This window comes from Sphingobium aquiterrae, from assembly GCF_037154135.1.
In the GTDB taxonomy this organism is placed as follows: domain Bacteria; phylum Pseudomonadota; class Alphaproteobacteria; order Sphingomonadales; family Sphingomonadaceae; genus Sphingobium; species Sphingobium aquiterrae.
Genome location: NZ_JBANFL010000035.1, coordinates 1 through 23561 on the forward strand (window position 1 = coordinate 1; position 23561 = coordinate 23561).

Annotated in this window: 19 protein-coding genes and 1 tRNA gene; 10 read left to right on the forward strand and 10 right to left on the reverse strand. The window is 66.2% G+C overall.

Annotated elements, in window-relative coordinates; all coding sequences use genetic code 11:
- Positions 1-183, forward strand: a 183-nt coding sequence (locus WFP78_RS22530; RefSeq protein ID WP_336966713.1) for a hypothetical protein, incomplete at its 5' end; no start/stop codon positions are given.
- Positions 184-272: 89 nt separating this feature from the next.
- On the opposite strand, the gene WFP78_RS22535 is transcribed toward WFP78_RS22530, so the two are convergent.
- Positions 273-359, reverse strand: a tRNA-Leu gene (locus WFP78_RS22535).
- A 170-nt stretch (positions 360-529) separates the two neighbouring features.
- On the opposite strand from WFP78_RS22535, the gene WFP78_RS22540 reads away from it, so the two are divergent.
- The 5 genes from WFP78_RS22540 to gltB all read left to right on the forward strand — a co-directional run bounded on the left by WFP78_RS22540 (position 530) and on the right by gltB (position 9201).
- On the forward strand, positions 530-1456 hold the full coding sequence (locus WFP78_RS22540) for a complex I NDUFA9 subunit family protein (protein WP_336966715.1): 927 nt from the start codon (positions 530-532) through the stop codon (positions 1454-1456).
- A 67-nt stretch (positions 1457-1523) separates the two neighbouring features.
- Entirely contained in the window at positions 1524-2333 is an 810-nt protein-coding gene (locus WFP78_RS22545) for an undecaprenyl-diphosphate phosphatase (RefSeq protein ID WP_336966716.1), read from the forward strand.
- A gap of 164 nt (positions 2334-2497) precedes the next feature.
- Positions 2498-3949 carry an NAD(P)-dependent oxidoreductase gene (locus WFP78_RS22550; RefSeq protein WP_336966718.1) on the forward strand — a complete coding sequence of 484 codons (1452 nt, stop codon included), beginning with the start codon at positions 2498-2500 and terminating at the stop codon, positions 3947-3949.
- 8 nt (positions 3950-3957) lie between these two features.
- Positions 3958-4560, forward strand: coding sequence for a hypothetical protein (locus WFP78_RS22555; protein ID WP_336966720.1), 603 nt, complete (start codon positions 3958-3960; stop codon positions 4558-4560).
- A gap of 81 nt (positions 4561-4641) precedes the next feature.
- Entirely contained in the window at positions 4642-9201 is a 4560-nt protein-coding gene (gltB, locus tag WFP78_RS22560) for a glutamate synthase large subunit (RefSeq protein WP_336966721.1), read from the forward strand.
- A gap of 80 nt (positions 9202-9281) precedes the next feature.
- On the opposite strand, the gene WFP78_RS22565 is transcribed toward gltB, so the two are convergent.
- The 8 genes from WFP78_RS22565 to glmU all read right to left on the reverse strand — a co-directional run bounded on the left by WFP78_RS22565 (position 9282) and on the right by glmU (position 16977).
- Positions 9282-9824, reverse strand: a complete 543-nt coding sequence (locus WFP78_RS22565) for a hypothetical protein (RefSeq protein WP_336966722.1) — start codon at positions 9822-9824, stop codon at positions 9282-9284.
- A gap of 61 nt (positions 9825-9885) precedes the next feature.
- Positions 9886-10479, reverse strand: coding sequence for a nucleotidyltransferase family protein (locus WFP78_RS22570; RefSeq protein ID WP_336966723.1), 594 nt, complete (start codon positions 10477-10479; stop codon positions 9886-9888).
- Positions 10466-11398, reverse strand: coding sequence for an XdhC family protein (locus WFP78_RS22575; protein ID WP_336966724.1), 933 nt, complete (start codon positions 11396-11398; stop codon positions 10466-10468). Before WFP78_RS22575 ends, WFP78_RS22570 begins: the two co-directional genes overlap by 14 nt.
- 133 nt (positions 11399-11531) lie before the next feature.
- Positions 11532-12050, reverse strand: coding sequence for a molybdenum cofactor guanylyltransferase (gene mobA / locus WFP78_RS22580; protein ID WP_336966725.1), 519 nt, complete (start codon positions 12048-12050; stop codon positions 11532-11534).
- The gene (fdhD, locus tag WFP78_RS22585) at positions 12047-12859 is read right to left on the reverse strand and encodes a formate dehydrogenase accessory sulfurtransferase FdhD (RefSeq protein WP_419723020.1); all 813 of its coding nucleotides are present in this window, start codon (positions 12857-12859) and stop codon (positions 12047-12049) included. The genes mobA and fdhD overlap by 4 nt, the downstream gene beginning before the upstream one ends.
- Before the next feature lie 52 nt (positions 12860-12911).
- Positions 12912-14735 (reverse strand): glutamine--fructose-6-phosphate transaminase (isomerizing), encoded by a 1824-nt coding sequence (gene glmS, locus WFP78_RS22590; protein WP_336966726.1) that lies wholly within the window; start codon positions 14733-14735, stop codon positions 12912-12914.
- Positions 14736-14821: 86 nt separating this feature from the next.
- Entirely contained in the window at positions 14822-15676 is an 855-nt protein-coding gene (locus tag WFP78_RS22595) for a metallophosphoesterase (protein ID WP_336966727.1), read from the reverse strand.
- Entirely contained in the window at positions 15673-16977 is a 1305-nt protein-coding gene (glmU, locus tag WFP78_RS22600; protein WP_336966733.1) for a bifunctional UDP-N-acetylglucosamine diphosphorylase/glucosamine-1-phosphate N-acetyltransferase GlmU, read from the reverse strand. Before glmU ends, WFP78_RS22595 begins: the two co-directional genes overlap by 4 nt.
- A gap of 174 nt (positions 16978-17151) precedes the next feature.
- Here glmU and WFP78_RS22605 point away from each other — a divergent pair, with 174 nt between their 5' ends.
- From WFP78_RS22605 to WFP78_RS22615, 3 genes are all read left to right on the forward strand, one after another.
- Positions 17152-17817 carry an HAD family hydrolase gene (locus WFP78_RS22605; protein WP_336966728.1) on the forward strand — a complete coding sequence of 222 codons (666 nt, stop codon included), beginning with the start codon at positions 17152-17154 and terminating at the stop codon, positions 17815-17817.
- Positions 17814-18575, forward strand: a complete 762-nt coding sequence (locus WFP78_RS22610; RefSeq protein ID WP_336966729.1) for an enoyl-CoA hydratase/isomerase family protein — start codon at positions 17814-17816, stop codon at positions 18573-18575. Before WFP78_RS22605 ends, WFP78_RS22610 begins: the two co-directional genes overlap by 4 nt.
- An 80-nt stretch (positions 18576-18655) precedes the next feature.
- Complete coding sequence (locus WFP78_RS22615; protein ID WP_336966730.1) at positions 18656-18844, forward strand: flagellar FlbD family protein; 189 nt, start codon at positions 18656-18658, stop codon at positions 18842-18844.
- Between the two features lie 199 nt (positions 18845-19043).
- Here WFP78_RS22615 and WFP78_RS22620 read toward each other — a convergent pair whose 3' ends face one another.
- Positions 19044-19517, reverse strand: a complete 474-nt coding sequence (locus tag WFP78_RS22620) for an Lrp/AsnC family transcriptional regulator (RefSeq protein WP_336966731.1) — start codon at positions 19515-19517, stop codon at positions 19044-19046.
- Between the two features lie 143 nt (positions 19518-19660).
- On the opposite strand from WFP78_RS22620, the gene putA reads away from it, so the two are divergent.
- A complete protein-coding gene (gene putA, locus WFP78_RS22625) occupies positions 19661-23293 on the forward strand; it encodes a trifunctional transcriptional regulator/proline dehydrogenase/L-glutamate gamma-semialdehyde dehydrogenase (RefSeq protein WP_419723021.1) in 3633 nt (1210 codons plus the stop codon).
- The last annotated feature ends 268 nt before the right edge of the window (positions 23294-23561 follow it).

Here is a 23561-nt window from a genome sequence, read left to right on the forward strand (position 1 = left end):
CATCAACGTTCCGCCATCCTGACAGGGGGTCCCTTTTGCGCGCCGATAAGGGGTCCCGTTTGCACGCCGATTGACAATCTGGATGTGATTCAGTGCCATGATGGTGCCAGCTCCAAAGGGCTCGCCGGCACCATCAAAAACACCATCATTTTGATGGTGCTGCCGATGGATTCGGGTGGATGAGCCCGGATTCCATTCGGCGATTTTCACTGAAAATATGCTGTAAAACCAGCTGCTTGCTGGACCTTCCCGGACGTCGCCGGAAAGGCCTCTGGTGCCCAGAAGAGGACTCGAACCTCCACGACCTTGCGATCGCCAGCACCTGAAGCTGGTGCGTCTACCAATTCCGCCATCTGGGCACGGGGTAGGCCGGCGCAACTAGCCGGGCCGGTTCTGGCTGTCAATCGCCATGAAGGGATATTTTTCCGATCCACGCGCAAGCAGCCGGTTGTTTCGCGCTGCACCATGTTGCAAGGGATGATGGAAAGCCATGGATCGCGCTTGGCGCGCACAGCGAAAGGCCCCGCAGATGAAAGATATTCTGGTTACGATTTTTGGCGGCGGCGGCTTCCTTGGCCGCAATGTCGTGCAGGAACTGTTGGCGCAGGGCGCGCGCGTGCGCGTGGCCGAGCGCAATCCCGGCAAGGCGCTGCGGGTGAAGCCGCTCGCCGGGCTTGGCCAGATCCAGCTGCTGAGCGCGGACATCACCAGGGCGGAAAGCGTCGCGCGCGCCGTGGACGGTGCCGATGTGGTCATCAACCTCGTCGGCATCCTGAAGGGCGATTTCGATCGCGTGCATGTGACCGGCGCCCAGAATGTGGCGCAGGCGGCGGCAGCGGCCGGCGCGAAGGCGCTGGTCCAAGTGTCGGCCATCGGCGCCGATTCGCACAGCCCGTCGGCCTATGGCCGCAGCAAGGCGGCGGGCGAAGCGGCGGTGCTGGCCGCCTTCCCCACCGCCACCATCATCCGCCCCTCCATCATGTTCGGGCGCGAGGACCAGTTCACCAACCGCTTCGCCGGCATGATCCGCATGGCGCCGCTGGTGCCGGTGATCGCGGGCAAGACGAAGTTCCAGCCGGTCTATGTCGTGGATGTCGCCCGCGCCATCGCCGCCGCCGCGCTCAGCCCCGCCACCCATGGCGGCAGGACGTTCGAGCTTGGCGGGCCGCAGGTGATGAGCATGGCGCAGATCAACAGCTGGCTCGCCGCCGTCACCGGCCATGGCCGCGCCTTCCTGCCGGTGCCGGGCGCCGTTGCCGGCATCCTCGCCGCCCTGCCCGGCGCGCCGCTGACCCGCGACCAGTGGCGGATGCTGCAGCGCGACAATGTGGTGGCGCAGGGGGCAGAGGGTTTCTCCGCCTTCGGCATCGCGCCGACTCCGATGGCGGCCGTCGCCGAACAGTGGCTGGTCCAGTATCGCCGTCACGGACGTTTCGCAGGCCGCGCGCAGGCGTGATCGTTTGCCTGCCCCACCCTGCCCTGTCGATATCCCTTAACCGACCTCATTCGCCGGAGCCTTCCGCATGGACATGCACATGCTCACCGTCATCCTGCTCGGCATTGTCGAGGGGCTGACCGAGTTTCTTCCGGTCTCGTCGACCGGGCACCTGATCCTCGCCAGCGAACTGCTGGGTTATGACGCGTCCGAATGGGCGATGTTCAACGTCATCATCCAGCTGGGCGCCATCCTGGCGGTCGTCGTCCTCTACTGGCGCACCTTCTGGGCGGTGGGCATGGGCCTGCTCCGGCGGGAGCCGACATCCTGGCGGTTCCTGCGCAACCTCATCATCGCCTTTATCCCGGCGGCAGTGATCGGCCTTGCCCTGCACAAGCAGATCGAGGCGATGCTGGGCGCGCCACGCGTCGTCGCGGTGGCGCTGATCGTCGGCGGCATCGCCATATTGGTGATCGAGAAGCTAATCAAAAAGGGCACCATCCACGGCATTGCGGACATTCCGGTGATGCGCACCATCGGCATCGGCCTGATCCAGTGCATTTCGATGATCCCTGGTGTCAGCCGGTCCGGCGCCACGATCATGGGCGCGCTGTCGCTGGGGGTCGAGCGGCGGACAGCGGCGGAGTTCAGCTTCTTCCTCGCCATCCCCACCATGCTGGGCGCGACCACGCTGGAGCTGGTGAAGAACGGCCATGAGCTGACATCGGGCAATGTCGCATGGAGCGACATCGCGGTCGGTTTCGTCGTTTCCTTCATCGTGGCGATTCTGGTGATCCGCTGGTTCGTGGGCATCGTGTCGCGCCATGGTTTCGGCCCCTTCGCCTGGTATCGAATCATCGCGGGAAGCGCCGCCCTGATATGGCTCATGACCAAATAGGTCCGTAACGGCCTTATTGCCCCCGTGATTCTTTCGCTAAAATGAAGCATTTGCCGGGATGAGCCGCAATATAGGTCAGTATATATGACCTATATTGCGGAATCTCCGTGACTTCCGCGGTTTTTGCCGCTATGGGCGCCCCATCACCATTTTTTGGGGGACTTATGGGCGACAATCCGATGTTGAAGTTTGTCGGAACCGGGCAATCCTATCCCGAGAAGCGCGCCGCCGATGCGCGCGCGACCGACTTCAACGAGATCAGCCGCAGCTTCGTGGTCGACAAGGCCGAGGAACAGGCGTCGCGCTGCTCGCAATGCGGCGTGCCCTATTGCTCGACCCATTGCCCGCTGCACAACCATATCCCCGACTGGCTGAAGCTGACCACCGAAGGCCGGCTGCGCGAGGCCTATGAGCTGAGCAACATGACCTCCACCATGCCGGAGATCTGCGGCCGCATCTGCCCGCAGGACCGGCTGTGCGAGGGCAATTGCGTCATCGAATTTTCCGGCCATGGGGCCGTCACCATCGGTTCGGTGGAAAAGTTCATCACCGACACCGCCTGGAAGGAAGGCTGGGTCGAGCCGCTGGTGCCCGGCAAGCCCACCGGCCAGTCGGTGGGCGTCATCGGCGCAGGGCCCGCCGGCCTCACCACGGCAGAATATCTGCGCGTGGCGGGGCATGAGGTGCATGTCTACGACCGGCACGATCGCGCCGGCGGCCTGCTCACCTATGGCATCCCCGGCTTCAAGCTGGAGAAGGACGTGGTGACGCGCCGCGTCAATCGCCTCAAGGATGGCGGCATCGTCTTCCACGAGAGCTTCGCAGTCGGCCGCGACGCGACGATGGAAGAATTGCGCCGCAAGCATGACGCGGTGCTGATCGCCACCGGCGTCTACAAGGCGCGCGACATCCGCGCGCCCGGCGTCGGCGCGCCCGGCGTGGTCAAGGCGCTCGACTATCTGACGGCTTCCAACAAAGCCGGCTTTGGCGATCAGGTGCCAGCGCATGACGATGGTTCGCTGCTCGCCACCGGCAAGGATGTGGTCGTCATCGGCGGCGGCGACACCGCGATGGACTGCGTGCGCACGGCGATCCGCCAGGGCGCGAAGTCGGTGAAATGCCTCTATCGCCGCGACCGGGAGAATATGCCCGGATCGCAGCGCGAAGTCGCCAATGCCGAGGAGGAAGGCGTCGAATTCGTCTGGCTCTCCGCCCCCCTCGCCTTCGAAGGCACGGAGAAGGTGACGGGCGTGAAGGTCACGAAGATGCGCCTTGGCCAGCCCGACGCGTCGGGCCGCCGCGCGCCCGAGCCCGATCCGGGCAGCGAATTCAGCGTGCCCGCCGATCTCGTCATCAAGGCGCTGGGCTTCGACCCGGAAGAACTGCCCAAGCTGTTCGGCGCGGACGAACTGTCCGTCACCCGCTGGGGCACGCTCCGGGTCGATCACAAGTCGATGATGACCAGCATGGACGGCGTGTTCGCCGCCGGCGACATCGTGCGCGGTGCATCGCTGGTCGTCTGGGCCATCCGCGACGGACGGGACGTGGCCGATCATATGCAGGCTTATCTCAAGGCGAAGGCCAGGGCGAAGGCCGGCCAGAGTGCTGCGGCGTGATAAGAGCAATGTTCACGATTTTTCTTTGTGGGTTGATGGCATTGACCTTCGTTCCGGCTTCTCATGCCGCCGATGATGCCGAACCAACCCTTGATACGAACATTGAAAAACGAACATCTGCGGAGATGCTGATAAATCAGCTTTACCCTTCAGAACGACGATTGAATTTAGCCAAACTGTTGGCGTTTAATTTGGTATCCGATCAGTTTAAAGAAAACGACGATCTTAGACACACAGTTGGCCTTATCAATTTTCAATCCAAATTCTTAAAAAAGACCGAAAAAGAAATATTAATTAACAAATTTCACGGTCGCATGAATTTATCAGCAGAGTCTTTGGCAGAGCGCTCACTCAATGAATATTTTAATATAATGACGGACCATTATTCCAAAGCGATGAGTTTGAGCGAATTAGAAGAAGCTCGCAAGTTTGCTATGACCGCTGCAGGACACGCTTATTTCGCCGCAAGTGATGCCTTATCGGGCAATCAAACCTTAGCTAATTGGAATAGCCAGCTCCGCTCAGAATTTAACCTCCAGACAGCCGCTGATGTCGAGTGGCTTCGCACCGAGGGGAAATCTCTGATGTCGAAAGATCAGAACCATGAATAACCACATGGCCGCCCTGCTGAGCGTCGATGCCAATATACTTCACGACACTGATTCCGCCACATCCATGGAGGCGAACAAGCAATGAGCCAGATCCACGAAACCTTCACCGTCGACCCCTATGTCGCGACGCCGGAAGAGCGCGCGCGCATGGCGGCCGAAGGCATGTACCGCCCCGACCTGGAATCCGACGCCTGCGGCGTGGGCCTGGTCGCTGCGACCGATGGCAAGCCTTCGCGCCGCGTCGTCGCCAGCGCCATCGATGCGCTCAAGGCCGTGTGGCATCGCGGCGCGGTGGACGCGGACGGCAAGACCGGCGACGGCGCCGGCATCCATGTCGACCTGCCCGTGCGCTTCTTCGACGATGCGATCGCGGACAGCGGCCACAAGCCCCTGCCCAACCGCCTTGCCGTCGGCATGATCTTCCTGCCGCGCACGGACCTGTCAGCGCAGGAAACCTGCCGCACCATCGTGGAAGCGGAGATCATCGAGGCGGGCTACACCATCTATGGCTGGCGCCAGGTGCCCGTGGACGTTTCCGTCATCGGCGAGAAGGCGCAGCGCACGCGCCCGGAAATCGAGCAGATCATGATCGCCGGGCCGATGCCCGAGGAACGCGACATCGCCGAGTTCGAGAAGGATCTCTACCTGATCCGCCGCCGCATCGAGAAGAAGGTGATCGCGGCGCAGATCAACGATTTCTACGTCTGCTCGCTCAGCTGCCGCTCGATCATCTACAAGGGGCTGTTCCTGGCGGAATCGCTGTCGGTCTTCTACCCGGACCTGAAGGATGAGCGCTTCGAGAGCCGCGTCGCGATCTTCCACCAGCGCTATTCCACCAACACCTTCCCGCAATGGTGGCTGGCCCAGCCGTTCCGCACGCTCGCCCATAATGGCGAGATCAACACGATCCGCGGCAACAAGAACTGGATGAAGAGCCACGAGATCAAGATGGCCTCCCTCGCCTTCGGCGAGCAGTCGGAGGACATCAAGCCCGTGATCCCGGCCGGCGCATCCGACACCGCCGCGCTCGACGCCGTATTCGAGGCGATCTGCCGCGCGGGCCGCGACGCGCCCACGGCCAAGCTGATGCTGGTGCCGGAGGCATGGCAGGAGGGCGTGGGCGACGTGCCCGCCGCCCACCGCGACATGTATAATTACCTCGCCTCCGTGATGGAGCCATGGGACGGCCCCGCCGCGCTCGCGATGACGGACGGCCGCTGGGTGGTGGCCGGTGTCGACCGCAACGCACTGCGCCCGCTGCGCTACACGCTGACCGCCGACAATCTGCTGATCGTGGGGTCGGAAACCGGCATGGTCGTCGTCCCGGAAAGCACGGTGATCCGCAAGGGCCGCATGGGTCCGGGCCAGATGATCGCCGTCGACCTGGCCGAGGGCGAGCTTTACGATGATCGCACCATCAAGGACCGGATCGCCGCCGAGCGCCCCTATGCCGATTATGTGAAGGACTTCCTGTCCGTCAACGATCTGCCGCCGGCCGCCCCCGACGCGCTGCCGACCTATGACCGGGCCACGCTGACCCAGCGCCAGGTCGCGGCCAACATGACATTGGAGGATATGGAGCTGATCCTCAGCCCCATGGTCGACGATGCCAAGGAAGCGCTGGGCTCCATGGGCGACGACACGCCGATGGCGGTCATTTCCGACAAGCCGCGCACCATCAGCCATTTCTTCCGGCAGAATTTCAGCCAGGTCACGAACCCGCCGATCGATTCCCTGCGCGAACGGCATGTGATGAGCCTGAAGACGCGCTTCTCCAACCTCCACAACATCCTGGAGGAGGATGCGCAGAACAGCCATGTGCTGGTGCTGGACTCGCCGGTGCTGACCTGCGCGGAATGGACGCGGCTGAAGGCGCATTTCGGTTCCGCCATCGCGGAAATCGACTGCACCTTCCCGGCCGAAGGCACGAGCGAACAGCTGCGCGCCGCCATCCGCCGCATCCGCGAGGAGGCCGAGCAGGCCGTGCGCGAGGGCCATAGCGAACTGTTCCTGACCGACGAGAATATCGGGCCGGACCGGGTCGGCATCGCCATGGTGCTGGCCGCCGCCGCCGTCCACACCCACCTCGTCCGCAAGGGGCTGCGCAGCTATGCGTCGATCAACGTGCGGTCCTCCGAATGCCTCGACACCCATTATTTCGCGGTGCTGGTGGGCGTGGGCGCGACGACGGTGAACGCCTATCTGGCCGAAGCCTCGATCGCGGATCGCCATGCCCGCGGCCTGTTCGGCGACCTGTCGCTGGAGGCGTGCATCAAGCGGTTCCAGACCGCAATCTGCGAGGGCCTGCTGAAGATCATGTCCAAGATGGGCATCGCCGTCATCAGCTCCTATCGCGGCGGCTATAATTTCGAGGCGGTGGGCCTGTCCCGCGCGCTGGTGAACGATCTGTTCCCCGGCATGCCCTCGAAAATCTCGGGCGAAGGCTATGCGTCGCTGCACTATTCGGCGATGCTGCGGCACAAGGCCGCCTATGACACCGCCGTCGTGCGCCTGCCGGTCGGCGGCTTCTATCGCCAGCGCAATGGCGGCGAGACCCATGCCTATTCCGCCCAGCTGATGCATCTGCTGCAGACGTCCGTCGCGACCGACAGCTATTCCACCTATCTGCAGTTCTCCCGCGGCGTGCGCGACCTGCCGCCGGTCTATCTGCGCGACCTGATGGAGTTCAACTTCGCCCGCGAAGCCGTGCCCATCGATGAGGTCGAGGCGATCACGGAAATCCGCAAGCGCTTCGTCACGCCGGGCATGTCGCTGGGCGCGCTGTCTCCCGAAGCGCATGAAACGCTGGCCATCGCCATGAACCGCATCGGCGCGAAGGCCGTGTCGGGCGAAGGCGGCGAGGATGCGATCCGCTTTAAGCCCTATGAGAATGGCGACAACGCGAATTCCGTCATCAAGCAGATCGCGTCGGGCCGTTTCGGCGTCCATGCCGAATATCTGGGATCGGCCGAGGAGATCGAAATCAAGGTCGCGCAGGGCGCCAAGCCCGGCGAGGGCGGCCAGCTGCCCGGTTTCAAGGTGACGGAGTTCATCGCGAAGCTGCGCCATTCCACGCCCGGCGTGATGCTGATCTCGCCGCCGCCGCATCACGACATCTATTCGATCGAGGATCTGGCGCAGCTCATCTACGACTGCAAGCAGATCAACCCGCGCGCGCGCGTCTGCGTGAAGCTGGTCAGCCAGGCCGGCATCGGCACGGTGGCGGCGGGCGTGGCAAAGGCCCATGCCGACGTCATCCTGATCGCCGGCCATGTCGGCGGCACCGGCGCATCGCCGTTCACCAGCATCAAATATGCCGGCACGCCATGGGAAATGGGCCTGTCCGAAGCCAATCAGGTGTTGACCCTCAACGGCCTGCGCCACCGCGTGCGGCTGCGCACCGACGGCGGGCTCAAGACCGGACGCGACATCGTGATCGCGGCCATATTGGGCGCGGAGGAGTTCGGCATCGGCACGCTCTCGCTGGTCGCCATGGGCTGCATCATGGTGCGCCAGTGCCACAGCAACACCTGCCCCGTGGGCGTGTGCGTGCAGGACGAGAAGCTGCGCGCCAAGTTCACCGGCACGCCGGAAAAGGTCATCAACCTGATGACCTTCATCGCCGAGGAAGTGCGCGAGATCCTGGCGCGCCTGGGCTATCGCAGCCTGGACGAGATCGTCGGCCGCACCGAGCTGCTCAAGCAGGTCAGCCGCGGCGCCGAGCATCTGGACGACCTCGATTTGAATCCCATCCTCGCCAAGGTGGACGCGCCCGACCATGAGCGCCGCTTCACCCTGGGCGCATGGCGCAACGAGGTGCCCGACAGCCTGGACGCGCAGATGATCGCCGACGCGAAGGCGGTGTTCGAGCGTGGCGAGAAGATGCAGCTGACCTATACGGTGCGCAACACGCACCGCGCCGTCGGCACGCGCCTGTCCGCCAAGATCACCGAGAAGTTCGGCATGTCGACCCTTGCGGACGGCCATGTGACGGTGCGGCTGCGTGGGTCCGCCGGCCAGTCGCTGGGCGCGTTCCTGTGCAAGGGCATCAAGCTGGAAGTGTTCGGCGACGCCAACGACTATGTCGGCAAGGGGCTTTCGGGCGGCATCATCGCCGTCCGCCCGATGGTCAGCTCGCCGCTGGAGAGCAAGAGCAACACCATCATCGGCAACACCGTGCTCTATGGCGCGACCAGCGGCAAGCTGTTCGCGGCGGGCCAGGCGGGCGAGCGCTTCGCCGTCCGCAATTCCGGCGCGCAGGTCGTGGTGGAAGGCTGCGGCGCCAATGGCTGCGAATATATGACCGGCGGCACCGCCGTCATCCTTGGCCGCACCGGCGCCAATTTCGGCGCGGGCATGACCGGCGGCATGGCCTTCATCCTGGACGAGGACGGCTCCATGCCCGAGCGGGTGAACCCGGAAAGCCTGGTCTGGCAGCGGCTGGACAGCGCTTATTGGGAACAGGTGCTCAAGGACCTGATCGTCGAGCATGCCGCCGCGACGGACAGCAAATGGTCGAACACCATCCTGGAGGACTGGGATCGCTGGCGCGGCCATTTCTGGCAGGTCTGCCCGAAGGAAATGGTGAACCGCCTCGCCTATCCGCTGAGCGACGCGGTCGCGGTCGAGGCCGCCGAATAAGCCTCTGGCGACAGGGACATGAACAGGGCCGGCCGGGAACAGGAACAGCTGTTTCCGGCCGGTTCATGATTTGAAGGCCATCAAAATCCCACCCGCGCCGCCGTTGGCGAGGCGGCGGGACGATGCGTCGCCGGGGAGCTTGTGGGGGATGACGCGCCCTCCCCATTCGCGCCCTCCAGGGTTGAGACCCGGCTGTGCGAGAGCACCGGCGGAGCGGCGGCGGCCGGGCCGTCATCGCCCATGTGACGCGCCACATCGTCATCGATTGCCCGCTGCTCGTCATGCGCGGAGGCGTCCGGCGCCATAACGCCGTCGGTGAAGCCCTGCACATCATTGCCCATCGTCCGGCGCTCCGCCAGCGTCGGGCCGCATCCCTGGCAGATCACGGGCCGGTCCATGACATCGTCGGCGGGATCGCCCGCGGCATAGGCGCCACCGCTGGCGCCGGGGCGGGCATTGTCGGCAGCCTGGCTCTCCGGCCCGATATCGAATGACGACCGCGCATGGCGTGCATCCACCCCGCCCCCTGCCGCAAAGCCGCCCAAGACGACACCCGCGGCACCACACAGGACCAGCGTCGCGGCACCGGCGACAAGGAAACGTGACGACAGGCGGATCGGCATGGCCCTTCTGCTCCCGTTCGACAGCGCATTACTACACCCGATCGATCGGTCCGATAACCCTTTACCGGGACGATAGATCCGCCGGGCGATCGATATCGCGCAGCAGGCCGGGCAACGCCGGCACCAGCACCGCCTGCGCCAGCAGCGCGCGCCCGCCCCTGTCGCCCCGCATCGCCTGCAGCGCCGCGAAACTGCCCCGCCCGAACAGCGCCGGCGGCATGGCGGCGTAGCCATCGGACGAGGCCGTGACGGCGGCCGGCATGGCGCCATGCGCGGCCAGCAATGCGGCCAGATGCTCCCCGGTGATGAAGGGCATGTCACCAAGACACAGCAGCACCGCATCGACATCGAGACCTTCGGCCACAGCCACGCCCCGCGCGAGCGAGGCCGCCATGTCCGGCCAGTGCCCATCCGGCCCGTCCGCACCGATGCGGGCGATATCGAAACCGGCGGACGACAGGAGCGCCGAAACCGCGACATCCTGCGACGCACAGACCGCGATCCGATGCGCGAAGCCCATCGCCGCGACGGTCGCCGCCGCATGAGCGACCAGCGGCTGCCCATCAAGCGGGGCAAGCAGCTTGTCCGCCACGCCAAAGCGCCGCGATGTCCCGGCGGCGAGCAGGATCGCCGCTACCCGATCAGCCGCGATCATTGAACCGGTCATCATTCAGGGCCTTCACAATGCCCGCCGCGATGGACAGCGCGATTTCGCCCGGACCGATGGCGCCGATCGCCAGCCCTGCCGGCCCTTCGATCCGCGCCAGTGCGTCCGCCGTAAAGCCTTGCGCGGCAAGCCGTTCGAGCCGGGCGGCATGGCTCCTGCGGGAGCCCAGCGCGGCGATATGGCCCGTCGGCAGGCGCAGCGCGGCGGCCAATGCGGGATCGTCGATCTTGGGATCATGGCTGAGCGTCACCACCGCCGTCGAGCGATCCGGCGCGTGCGCGGCAATCGCCTCATCCGGCCAGCGGTCGTCATGGTCGACGCCAGGAAAGCGCTCCTGCGTCAGGAAACGCGCGCGCGGGTCGATGACGATCGGCTTCGCGTCGATCTGCGGCGCGATCCGGGCAAGCGCCTGCGCGATCTGGACGGCGCCGACGATCAATATCCTACGCGGCGGCCGATAAAGGTTGATGAACGCGCCCGGCGCGTCGCCGATGCGGCTTTGCCCGCTCTCCAGATCGGTCGCGACCGACAGGCTTTCCCCCCGTGCGCGCGATCGGCGGATGTCCTCGAACAGCGATGGGGGAAAGCCCGCCGCGCTCACGGGCTGGACGAGGATGCGGATCTCGCCGCCGCAGGGCATGCCCACCTCCCATGCGGCCGCATCCGCGACGCCATAGGATTGGAGCCGGCTGTGGCCGCTGGCGATCACCGCCGCCGCCATGTGCAGCACATCGCCCTCGACACAGCCGCCAGACACCGATCCCGCGAACCGCCCGTCCGAATGGATCAGCATATGCGCGCCACGCGGGCGCGGCGCCGACCCCCAGGTCGACACCACGGTCGCGATCGCCATCGGCGCGCCGCGCCAGGCCTGTGCATATTCGAGCAACGCGTCCAAACCGGCCATCCCTTTGCCATATTTCCGAAAACCCAGGAGGCCATGCATATCGGCGTGCCGCGGCCCTGGAAACCGCGCTACGGCCGGGAGCGCAGATTTTCGACGCAGATTTTCGACAGGGGCAGGCCCCGCCGGGTCGCCATCATCCCAGCGCCGCCAGATCCTCGGGCGTGTTGACATTGGCGATGGGCGGACTGTCCAGCACCTGGGCACCGACCGACGCCGCCCAGCCCTTCATCGAGCATCTGGGGTCACTCGCCAGAAAATGGTCGAGCGCATCGGCCAAGGCCGCGGGCCAATAGCCGATGATCGGACAGGCATCCAGAAAGGCGGGGCCCTCCGCCGCAATCAACCGGCATAGGATATCGGCCGGCACCAGCGGCGTATCGCAGCCCAGGCTCAGGACCGCCTCATAGCCCTGTGCGCGGCCCCAGTGCAGCGCGGCATTCAATCCGGCGAGCGGACCGCGCGCGCCCTCCGGGCGATCCGGCAAGGGCTGAAACGGCGCATGGGCCGCGCCGCAGACGACGACATGATCGGCAACCCGCGCGACCGTGGCGCAGGCATGTTCGACCAGCGCCGTGCCGCGCCACAGCGCCACGGCCTTGTCCGACCCGAAGCGGCGCGACTGTCCGCCCGCCAGCACGGCGCCCAATATCATGTCCGCTGCTCCATCCGCGCCGGGCGCATCAGCACGGCATCGGGGCGCGCCAGCACCGCGAGCGACAGGCCCGCTTCCTCCGCCCGCCTTGCCGCAAGATCGGTGGGCGCGGAGATCGTCGCCAGCAGCGGGCAATCGGCAAGGCTCGCCTTCTCCACGATCTCATAGGAGCAGCGCGAGGTCAGCAGGGCAAAGCCGCCATCCCATGACAGCCCCTGCCGCTGCATCGCGCCGATCAGCTTGTCGAACGCATTGTGCCGCCCGACATCCTCCCGCACCAGCCTGATCTCCCCCATGGCCGAGCAGAGCGCGGCGGCGTGGACGGCGCCGGTCGCCCGGTTCAACGGCTGATGGCCCGGCAAGGCGGCAAGGGCGCGGAAAATCTCCGGCGGCCCGGCGTCGCTGCGCGCCGTCACCCGTGGCAGCGGTCGCAGCGCCTGTTCCAGATTCTCGATCCCGCACAGGCCGCAGGAGGATTCGGACACCCGATGGCGCACACGGGCGAACACCCGGTCGGCATGGGTCGGCTGTAGATGGACCCGAAGGAAAATGCCCCGCTCGGCAACATGATGCGCGACATCGCAGATGTCCTCGCGCGCCTCGATCAGCCGTTCGGACAGGGCAAAGCCATAGGCGAGGTCTTCAAGATCGCCCGGCGTCGCCATCAGCACGGCATAGCCGAGCCCGTTGAACTCGACGGCGACAGGCGTCTCCACCGGCAACAGGCGTTCGACCGCTTCCGTCCGGCCACTGGCCGGCACGCGATCGAACCGCCGGCCCATCGCCGCGCCCTGTTCGGCTTCCTTCATATCCCGCCACGATAGCCCCGATGGCCCGGCAAGGCCATGCCGGTCGGGCGGATCACTCCACCGTCACGCTCTTCGCCAGATTGCGGGGCTGGTCGACATCCGTGCCCTTGGCGACGGCGACATGATAGGCGAGCAGCTGAACCGGCACGGCATAGACCATCGGCGCGATCAACGGATGCACCTTCGGCATGGTGATCGTCGCCATGCAGCCCTCGCCCGCCGCCTGCACCCCGTCATAGTCGGAGATCAGCACCACCTTGCCGCCGCGCGCCTGCACTTCCTGCATGTTGCTGACGGTCTTTTCGAACAGCGGGCCGGAAGGTGCGAGCACGATCACCGGCACCTTGTCGTCGATCAGCGCGATAGGGCCATGCTTCATCTCGCCGGCGGCATAGCCTTCAGCATGGATATAGCTGATTTCCTTGAGCTTGAGCGCGCCTTCCAGCGCCAGCGGATAATCCACCCCACGCCCCAGATACAGCACGTCGCGCGCCGATGCGATCAGATGGGCCATCGCCTCGATCGATTCGTCATAGGCAAGCGCGGCGTTGAGCGCGGCGGGCGCCTCGGCCAGATGCCGCACGATCTCCTTCTCCGCCTTGGCGTCCAGCCGCCCCTTGGCACGGGCGAGGTTCGCCGCGAAGGCCGCGAGCACCGCCAGCTGGCAGGTGAACGCCTTGGTCGAGGCGACACCGATTTCCGGCCCGGCATGGGTGGGCAGCAGCAGGTCCGCCTCGCGCGCCATGGAACTGGTGGGCACGTTGACCACCACGGCGATCTTCTGCCCCTCGCCCCGCGCATGGCGCAGCGCGGCGAGCGTATCGGCGGTCTCGCCCGACTGGCTGATGAACAGCGCAAGGCCGCCCTCCTCCATCACCGGCGAGCGGTAGCGGAATTCGGACGCAACATCGAGGTCGACGGGCACGCGGGCGAACTGTTCGAACCAGTATTTGGCGACCATGCCGGCATAGAAGCTGGTGCCGCAGGCGACGATGGTGACACGGCGGATCGCGCCCAGATCGAAATCCGGGATCGGCAGCGAGACCTGGTCGTCCATGCGCCGCAGATAGGATTTGAGCGTCTGCGCCACGACCACCGGCTGCTCATAAATCTCCTTGAGCATATAATGGCGGTGATTGCCCTTCGAGACCAGATCGCCGGTGACGCCGGAGATGGTGACGGGGCGCTCGACGGGATTATTGTCCTTGTCGAAAATCTCCGCGCCATCCTTCGTGATGACGACCCAGTCGCCCTCCTCCAGATAGGCGATGCGCTGGGTGAGCGGCGCCAGCGCCAGCGCGTCGGAGCCGAGATAGGTCTCGCCATCGCCATAGCCCACGACCAGCGGCGAGCCGAGGCGCGCGCCGATCAGCAGTTCGGGATGGGCGCGGAACAGGATCGCCAGCGCAAAGGCGCCGTGCAGGCGGGGCAGCACCTGCGCCACCGCGTCCTTCGGGCTCGCGCCCTGCTCCACCAGTTCGCTCACCAGATGGGCGACGACTTCGGTGTCGGTCTCGCTGTCGAAGGTGCGGCCGCGGCCGATGAGTTCCTCGCGCAGCGCCTTGAAATTCTCGATGATGCCATTGTGGACCAGCGCCACCTCGCGCGTCGCATGAGGGTGGGCATTGCTGGTCGTGGGCGCGCCATGGGTGGCCCAGCGGGTGTGGGCGATGCCGGTGGTGCCGGGCAGCGGCGCATCGCACAGCTCATGCTCCAGATTGACCAGCTTGCCCTCTGCCCGCCGGCGCTCGATCACCCCGTCGAAGACGGTGGCGACCCCCGCGCTGTCATAGCCGCGATATTCGAGGCGCTTGAGGCCATCGACCAGCCGGCCGGAAACCTCTTCCTTCCCCACGATTCCAATGATTCCGCACATGAACGCTCAATGCCCCGCAACCGCTGACGAAGTGATGAACGGCCTATGACATTTTCGTCACCGTTGCGACAGGGGGCATCGCCCGATCATCTCGGACGGACGGTGACGATCCAGATATCCGGCGGGGCAAAGGCGCGCAGCGGCAGCCCGCTGGTGCCGACACCGCCCGAAACGACGATCGTGCCATGTTTCTCGCGATAGACGCCGCAGCTATAGCGCCGGGCCTTCCTGGTCGGCACATAGACGGGGCCGTAAAAGGGCAAGGCGATCTGCCCGCAATGCACATGCCCGGCCAGCATCAGCGGCACGGGCCGGGGCACATCGGGGAAGAATTCCGGGCTGTGCACCAGCAGGATCGGCGCGCCGCCCAGCGCATCCATGGCCGACAGGGTCTTGGGGATGTTCGGCCAGCCCTTGCCGCCATAGTTGAACCCGCCGATCACCAGCGGGCCGCGCCGCACCGCCTCATTCTGCAGCACGGTGATACCCAGCGCCTCCATCGCGTGGCGGGCGGGCGCAAAATCGACCTTGCGGCTCCAACGCCAGTCATGATTGCCCGGCACCGCGACCACGCCCAGCGGCGCGCGGAAACGGGCGAAGGGGGCGACGCTCTCCGTCACATCATAGACATGGCCGCCCTTGCGATCGCCCTGATAGTCGCCACCCAGCAGGACGATGTCGGGCCGCTGGCGGTTCACCAGGTCGACGATCCGCGCCATCCGGTCAGGGTCGTTGTCCGGCCCGGACAAATGGGTATCGGTGATGAGCGCAACCTTGAGCGGCCGCGTCGGCGCGCCCTTCGGCCAGGGCAGCGCCACCTCGACATGGCGCACGACCGGCATGGCGCGCGCATTGGCGAACATCCACAGCAGCACGCCAAGCATCAACACCAGCAGCACCGCCAGCCTCGCCAGCCAGCGAAGCCCGGCCTGTGCCATCATCGGCGCGCGGCCTTCTTGGCGGCCATCGCCGCCCGGAACTTCGCGGCCCAGCCCGGCCGCACCTCCTGTTGCCCGCGCGCGACCGCCAGCGCATCGGCCTCCACATCGCGCGTCACCACCGATCCCGCGCCCACGATCGCGCCGTCGCCGATCGCGACCGGCGCCACCAGCGCACTGTTGGAGCCGATGAAGGCGCCCGCGCCGATCTGCGTCTTCGACTTGTTGAAGCCGTCATAATTGCAGGTGATGGTGCCCGCGCCGATATTGGCGCCCGCCCCCACGCTGGCGTCGCCGATATAGGAAAGGTGATTGGCCTTCGCGCCCTCGCCGAAGACGCCGTTCTTCACCTCTACGAAATTGCCGATCCGCGCCTTCGCGCCGATGTCCGCGCCGGGCCGCAGCCGCGCATAGGGGCCGATGGCCGCGCCCTTGCGCACGGTCGCGCCCTCCAGATGGCAGAAAGCGTGGATCACCACCCCTTCCTCCACGACAACGCCGGGGCCGAAGACGACATTGGGCTCCACCGTCACGTCGCAGGCGATCTGCGTGTCATGGCTGAAGAACACGGTGTCGGGCGCGATCAGGCTGACCCCGTCGACCATCGCCTGCACGCGGCGGCGGGCTTGCCAGGCGGCCTCCACCCCGGCCAGTTCGACGCGACTGTTGACGCCGGCCACTTCCTGCGCGTCCGTTTCGATCACGGCGCTAGGGCGGCCGTCGACGGCGGCCAGCATCACGATGTCGGGCAGATAATATTCGCCCGCGGCATTGTCGTTCCCCACCCGCTCCAGCAGCGCGAACAGGTCGGCCGAGCGCACCGCCATCAGCCCGCTGTTGCACAGGGTGACGGCGCGTTCCTCCGGGCTCGCATCCTTATATTCGACCATCCGGTCGATCACGCCGGCATTGTTCGCGATCACCCGGCCATAGGCGGCGGGATCGGCGGGGCGGAAGCCCAGCACCACGGTGGCGGGCGCATCGGGCGCGTGCAGCCGCGCGATCATCGCCTGCATCGTCTGCGCGCTCACCAGCGGCACGTCGCCATAGAGGATCAGCACATCGCCGGAAAATCCGGCCAGCGCTTCACGCGCCTGCGCCACCGCATGGCCGGTGCCCAGCTGCTGCGCCTGCACCGCGATGTCCACGCCGCTGCCGGCCACCGCCGCCTCCACCTGATCGCGCCCGGCGCCCACGACGACGACCTGCCGCGCGGGCGACAGCGCCTTCAGGCTGGCCAGCAGATGCAGCAGCATCGGTCGCCCGGCGACGGGATGCAGCACCTTGTGCAGCGACGATTTCATGCGCGTGCCCTGCCCGGCGGCAAGGATGATGGCGGCAATGGGGGCAGTGGCGGGAGAAGTGGCGGCGAGCTGGTCGGTCACGGTTCGGAGACGTCCTGCGCTTTTGGGGTGTCCTTGTCGCCCTCTGCCATGTTTGGCTTGCTTATGCCACTCTCCAGAGGGCATTGGCGGCACATGACCTCCTTCTCTTTCGAAATCGTCGGATTCGATCTCGACGGCACCCTGCTCGACACCGGTGGAGACCTTGGCGCGGCGGTCAACTATGCGCTGGCCCGGATCGACCGGCCGCCCTTCCCCATATCGGACATCCGCCCCTTCGTCGGTCAGGGCGCGAAGGTGATGCTGGAACGGGCGCTCGCCGCGTCCGGCGGCAGCACGGCCGCGCTGGTGGAAGAATGCCTGCCGGTGCTGCTCGATTATTATGCGCAGAATCTGGCCGTCCACACCGTGCCCTATCCCGGCCTCGTCGTCGCGCTGGATTCGCTCGCGGCGAAGGGCGTGAAGCTTGCCATCTGCACCAACAAGGTAGAGCGTTTCGCCGTGCCGCTGATGCATCAGATCGGCCTTGCCGACCGCTTCGCCTGCATCATCGGCGGCGACACGGTGGGCGTGACCAAGCCCGATCCCGCGCCGATCCACGAGATGATCGCCCGCGCGGGCGGCGGGCGCACCGCCTTTGTCGGCGACACGATCAACGACATCGCCGGCGCGAAAAATGCCGGCGCGGCCAGCGTCGCCGTCAGCTTCGGCTTCGATCCCGACGTGTCGGCGCTGGGGGCGGACGCGGTGATCCATCATTTCGATGAACTGGTGCCGTTGCTGGAGGGCTGGCCCGCATGACGTTGCGGCTGGTCTCGCAAGGGCCGGTCGCCCGGCTGCTGATCGACCGCGCGGACAAGCGCAACGCCATGAACCAGGCGATGTGGGAAGCGCTGCCCCCGCTGGTGGCGCAGGCGATGGCCGCGCCCGATGTCCGCATCCTCATCCTGACGTCCGCCACGCCCGGCATGTTCTGCGCCGGCGCGGACATCGGCGAATTCGCCGAGGAAAGCGGGGACGAGGCATGGCGGATCGCCAATCAGGCCGCGATCCGCGCCTGCCAATATGCCCTTGCCCATGCCGAAAAGCCGGTGATCGCCGCCATCGACGGCGATTGCATCGGCGGCGGGTGCGGCCTTGCCATGGCGTGCGACATCAGGATCGCCTCGCCAACGGCCCGGCTTGGCATCACGCCGGCCAGGCTCGGCATCGTCTATTCGCTGTTCGACACCAGGCTGCTGGTCGACCTGGTCGGCCCCGCGCAGGCCAAACGCGTCCTTTTCTCCGCCGCGCTGATGGGTGCGGACGAAGCGCTGCGCATCGGCCTGATCGACGAGATCGCGGACGACCCGCTCGCTGCGGCGGAAACCCTCGCGCACAGCATCGCCGCCAACGCCCAGCATTCGGTGCGCGCGGCCAAGGCGATCGTCGGCCGCATCCTCGAAGGTCAGACCGACGACGACGCACAGACCCTCGCCATGTTCCGCGACGCCTTCACCCGCCCGGACTTCACCGAGGGCGTGGCCGCCTTCCGCGAGAAACGCCGGCCGCGCTTCTAAAACCGCCATCCCCCTGCAGAAGGACTGGCGCAATTCCGCAAAAGGATTAGGCTCCGGAAAACATCAAGGGAGAGCGTGCAATGTTTGTGAAATTCGTCAGCGCAGACAGGGTGCCCGTCGTCGTCAATGCCGCACAGATATCCTTCATCTCCTGCGTATCGGACGGCACCAGAATCCGGTTCGGCGAGGGCCGCAGCGTCACCGTGACCGAGCCGATGGACGAAGTCATCGAACGGCTCAACCACACGCAGCAATTGCCGGGGGGATAGCGCCGGCATGATGGAAACGAAGTGCATGCCATCATAAGATCGTCACCCTGAACTTGGTTCAGGGTCCATTTCTCCCCACATTCCGGGCCACCCGGCGGCGCGATATGTAGCCGAGTCACGTGCCTCGGCTACACTGAAACGCGTTCAGCATGACGATCTTTATGTGACGAATTTCTGTTCCAGATAACCACCTTCCCGATCAGGTCGATACATCCTTGATCGTCTCCATCGCAACGAAGGTCGACGTGCTCGCCACATGCGGCAGGCTGGAAATCTTCTCGCCCAGCACCTGCCGGTATTTGCGGATGTCGGCGGTGCGGACCTTCAGCAGATAGTCGAAGCTGCTGGCGATCATGTGGCATTCCTCCACCTCCCTGATCTTCAGCACCGCGCGGCGGAATTCCTCCAGCGCCTGCTCGCGCGTGTCGGAGAGCTTCACCTCGGCAAAGGCGATGTGATCCAGGCCCAGCCGCGCGGGATCGACCACCGCGCGGAAGCCCCGGATATAGCCATCCTCCATCAACCGCCGCAGCCGGATCTGGCACGGCGTCTTGGACAGGCCGATGCGCGCGGCAAGGTCGGTCACGGTCATGCGCCCGTCCCCGATCAGCGCATCGATGATCCGCCGGTCGAATATATCGATTTCCCTGATATCATTCTCTTTTATAGCCATATCGACTATATGCGTAAAAAAATTCAGGCCGTCCATCACGACTTCTCATGATTTTCGGTCTGATTTTCGCGAGCGCATTGGGTAATATGACCATGAAGCCGCTCATGGCCCACCCCCGCATGGATCGCGCACCGATGGCCGATATCGCCTCTCCCGTTCCGTTCGCCGCCTTCGCCCCGCCCGTCAGCCCGCCAGGCCCGTTGCGGCAGGCGATCACGGCCGCCTGCCGCCGGCCCGAGCCCGAGGCGGTGCAGGCGCTGCTGCCCGCCGCCACCCTGCCCGACGACCAGCGCGCCGCCGCCGCGCGCACGGCCACCGCGCTCATCACCGCCCTGCGCGCCAAGCATAAGGGGACCGGGGTCGAGGGGCTCGTGCAGGAATATGCGCTCTCCAGCCAGGAGGGGGTGGCGCTGATGTGCCTGGCCGAAGCGCTGCTGCGCATTCCCGACGACGCCACGCGTGACGCGCTGATCCGCGACAAGATCGCCGAGGGCGACTGGAAGGCGCATCTGGGCGGTGGGCGATCGCTGTTCGTCAATGCCGCGACCTGGGGTCTTGTCGTCACCGGCAAGCTTTCGGCCAGCGTCAACGATACGGGGCTCGGCGCCGCCCTCACCCGCCTGATCGCGCGGTGCGGCGAGCCGGTGATCCGGCGCGGCGTCGACATGGCGATGCGGATGATGGGCGAGCAGTTCGTGACCGGCGAGACCATCGCGGAGGCGCTCAGGCGCGCCCGCCCGCTGGAGGCGCGCGGCTTCACCTACAGCTATGACATGCTGGGCGAGGCGGCAACCACGGCGCAGGACGCCGACCGCTATTATGCCGATTATGAGGCCGCGATCCACGCGATCGGCGCGGCGTCCGCCGGGCGCGGCATCTATGCCGGGCCGGGCATCTCGATCAAGCTTTCCGCCCTCCACCCCCGCTACAGCCGCGCGCAGAGCAGCCGCGTAATGGGCGAACTGCTGCCCCGCGTGAAGGCGCTGGCGCTGATGGCCAAGGGCCATGACATCGGCCTCAACATCGACGCGGAGGAGGCCGACCGGCTGGAGCTTTCGCTCGACCTGCTGGAGGCGCTGGCGCTCGACCCGGCGCTGGCGGGCTGGAACGGCCTTGGCTTCGTGGTGCAGGCCTATGGCAAGCGCTGCCCCTTCGTGATCGACTGGATCATCGACCTTGCCCGGCGCGCAGATCGGCGGATCATGGTCCGCCTCGTCAAGGGCGCCTATTGGGATGCGGAGATCAAGCGCGCGCAGGTGGATGGCCTGCCCGACTTCCCGGTCTACACGCGCAAGGTCCATACCGACCTGTCCTATGTCGCCTGTGCCCGCAGGCTGCTGGACGCGACCGACGCAGTGTTCCCGCAATTCGCCACCCATAATGCGCAGACGCTGGCGACCATCCACCAGATGGCCGGGCCGGATTTCGCCATCGGCCATTACGAGTTCCAGTGCCTGCACGGCATGGGCGAGCCGCTCTATGACGAGGTGGTCGGCAAGGACAGGCTGGACCGCCCGTGCCGCATCTATGCGCCGGTCGGCACGCATGAGACATTGCTCGCCTATCTGGTGCGGCGCCTGCTGGAAAATGGCGCCAACTCCTCCTTCGTGAACCGGATCGCCGATCCCGACGTGCCGGTCGCCGATCTTGTCGCCGATCCGGTCGATACCGTGCGCGCCATGGCCGTGCCGGGCGAGAAGCATGCGCAGATCGCCCTGCCCGCCGACATCCTGGGCGGGCGCCGCAATTCCACCGGGCTGGACCTGTCGGACGAGGCCACGCTCGCCATGCTGGCGCAGACGCTTAAGGACAGCGCGACGCAGGACTGGCATGCCGAACCACCTGCCGGCACCACCAACCCCGCGCGCGCCGTGCGCAATCCCGCCGATCATGACGATCCGGTCGGCATGGTCGCCGAGGCCACCACCGCCGATGTGCAGGCCGCCGCCCTGACAGCCGCGCAAGCCAGCCCCGGATGGGCCGCGACGCCCGTCGCCGACCGCGCCGCCTGCCTTGAGCGCGCGGCGGACAGGCTTCAGGCGCGGATGCCGGGGTTGCTGGGCCTCATCATGCGCGAGGCGGGCAAGTCGGCGCCCAACGCCATTGCCGAAGTGCGCGAGGCCATCGACTTCCTGCGCTATTATGCCGCCGAGGCCCGCCGCACGCTGACCGCCGATCATCGCTCGCTGGGCGTTATCGCCTGCATCAGCCCGTGGAACTTCCCGCTCGCCATCTTCACCGGACAGGTCGCCGCCGCGCTCGCTGCCGGCAATGCCGTGCTCGCCAAGCCTGCCGAGGAAACCCCGCTGATCGCTGCGCAGGCCGTCCGCATCCTGCATGAGGCCGGCGTCCCCGGCGACGCACTGATGCTCCTGCCGGGCGACGGCACAGTGGGCGCGGCGCTGGTGGCCGCCCCTCAGGTGGCCGCCGTGATGTTCACCGGCTCCACCGAAGTCGCCCGCCTGATCCAGAAGCAGTTGGCCGGGCGCCTGTCACCCGACGGCCAACCCATCCCGCTCATCGCCGAGACCGGCGGGCAGAATGCGATGATCGTGGATTCCTCCGCGCTCGCCGAACAGGTGATGGGCGATGTCATCGCTTCCGCCTTCGACAGCGCCGGCCAGCGCTGTTCGGCCTTGCGGGTGCTGTGCCTGCAGGAAGATGTCGCCGACCGCATCCTGGCGATGCTCAAGGGTGCGCTGCGCGAGCTGAGCATCGGCCGCACCGACCGGCTGAGCACCGATATCGGCCCGGTCATCACCGCGCAGGCACGCGACACGATCGCGGCGCATGTCGCCCGGATGCACGCGCTGGGCCACCCGGTCGAGCAGATCGCGCTTTCGGGCGAGACCGCGCGCGGCACCTTCGTGCCGCCAACGATCATCGAGCTGGACGACCTTGCCGATCTTACCCGCGAAGTCTTCGGCCCGATGCTGCATGTCATCCGCTATGCCCGCGCCGATCTCGACCGGCTGATCGACGCCATCAACGCCACCGGCTATGGCCTGACCTTCGGCCTGCACACCCGGCTGGACGAGACCATCGCCCATGTCACCGGGCGGGTGAAGGCGGGCAATCTCTACATCAACCGCAACATCATCGGCGCGGTGGTGGGCGTGCAGCCCTTTGGCGGGCGTGGCCTTTCGGGCACGGGGCCGAAGGCGGGCGGGCCGCTTTATCTCGGGCGGCTGGTGAAGGGCGGCGCCGATGCGCTGTCGGCAACGTCAACGCGCGACCCGGCGCTGGCGGATTTCGCCGCATGGCTGGAGGCGCGCGGCGAGACGGAGGCCGCGATATCCGCGCGCGCCATGGGCGAACGCTCATTGCTCGGCCTCAATATCGAGCTGCCCGGTCCGGTCGGCGAACGCAACCTCTATGCCTTGCATCCGCGCGGCCGCATCCTGCTGATGCCGCAGACGCAGGCCGGCCTGTTCGACCAGATCGCCGCCGTGCTGGCGACCGGCAACGAAGCCGTGCTGCGCGCGGATGAAGCGGTGAAGGCCATCGTCCGCGACTTGCCGCAGAGCGTCACCGCAAGGCTGGCGGCTGAAGCCGGCGCCATGGCCGGCGCGCTGGTCGAGGGCGACGACGCCCATCTGCGCGCGGCCCTGGCGCAGATCGCCGTCCTGCCCGGCCCTATCCTGCTGACTCAGGCCGCCCGAACCGGCACGCCCGCTGGCCGGGCCTACCGCACCGAATGGCTGCTGGAGGAAGTCTCCACCTCCATCAACACCACGGCGGCGGGCGGCAATGCCAGCCTGATGACCATCGCCTAGGACGGATCGACATTCAGAAGAGGGCAGGTTGGTTACAGCCAGGACCATCGTCATCCTGAACTTGTTTCAGGATCTATCGCGCTTCCTGAAGCCATCACGCATGTGGAGGAATGGATGCTGAAACATGTTCAGCATGACGAATTGGAATAAACATAGCTCAATCATTCAAGAGAGTTGAATGTCGATCCGTTCTAGGCAGCGTGGACAAATTTGAGCCAGTATCTGGCGGTGGCGATGTGGACCATGCCCAGGAAGCTGTTTGCCAGTT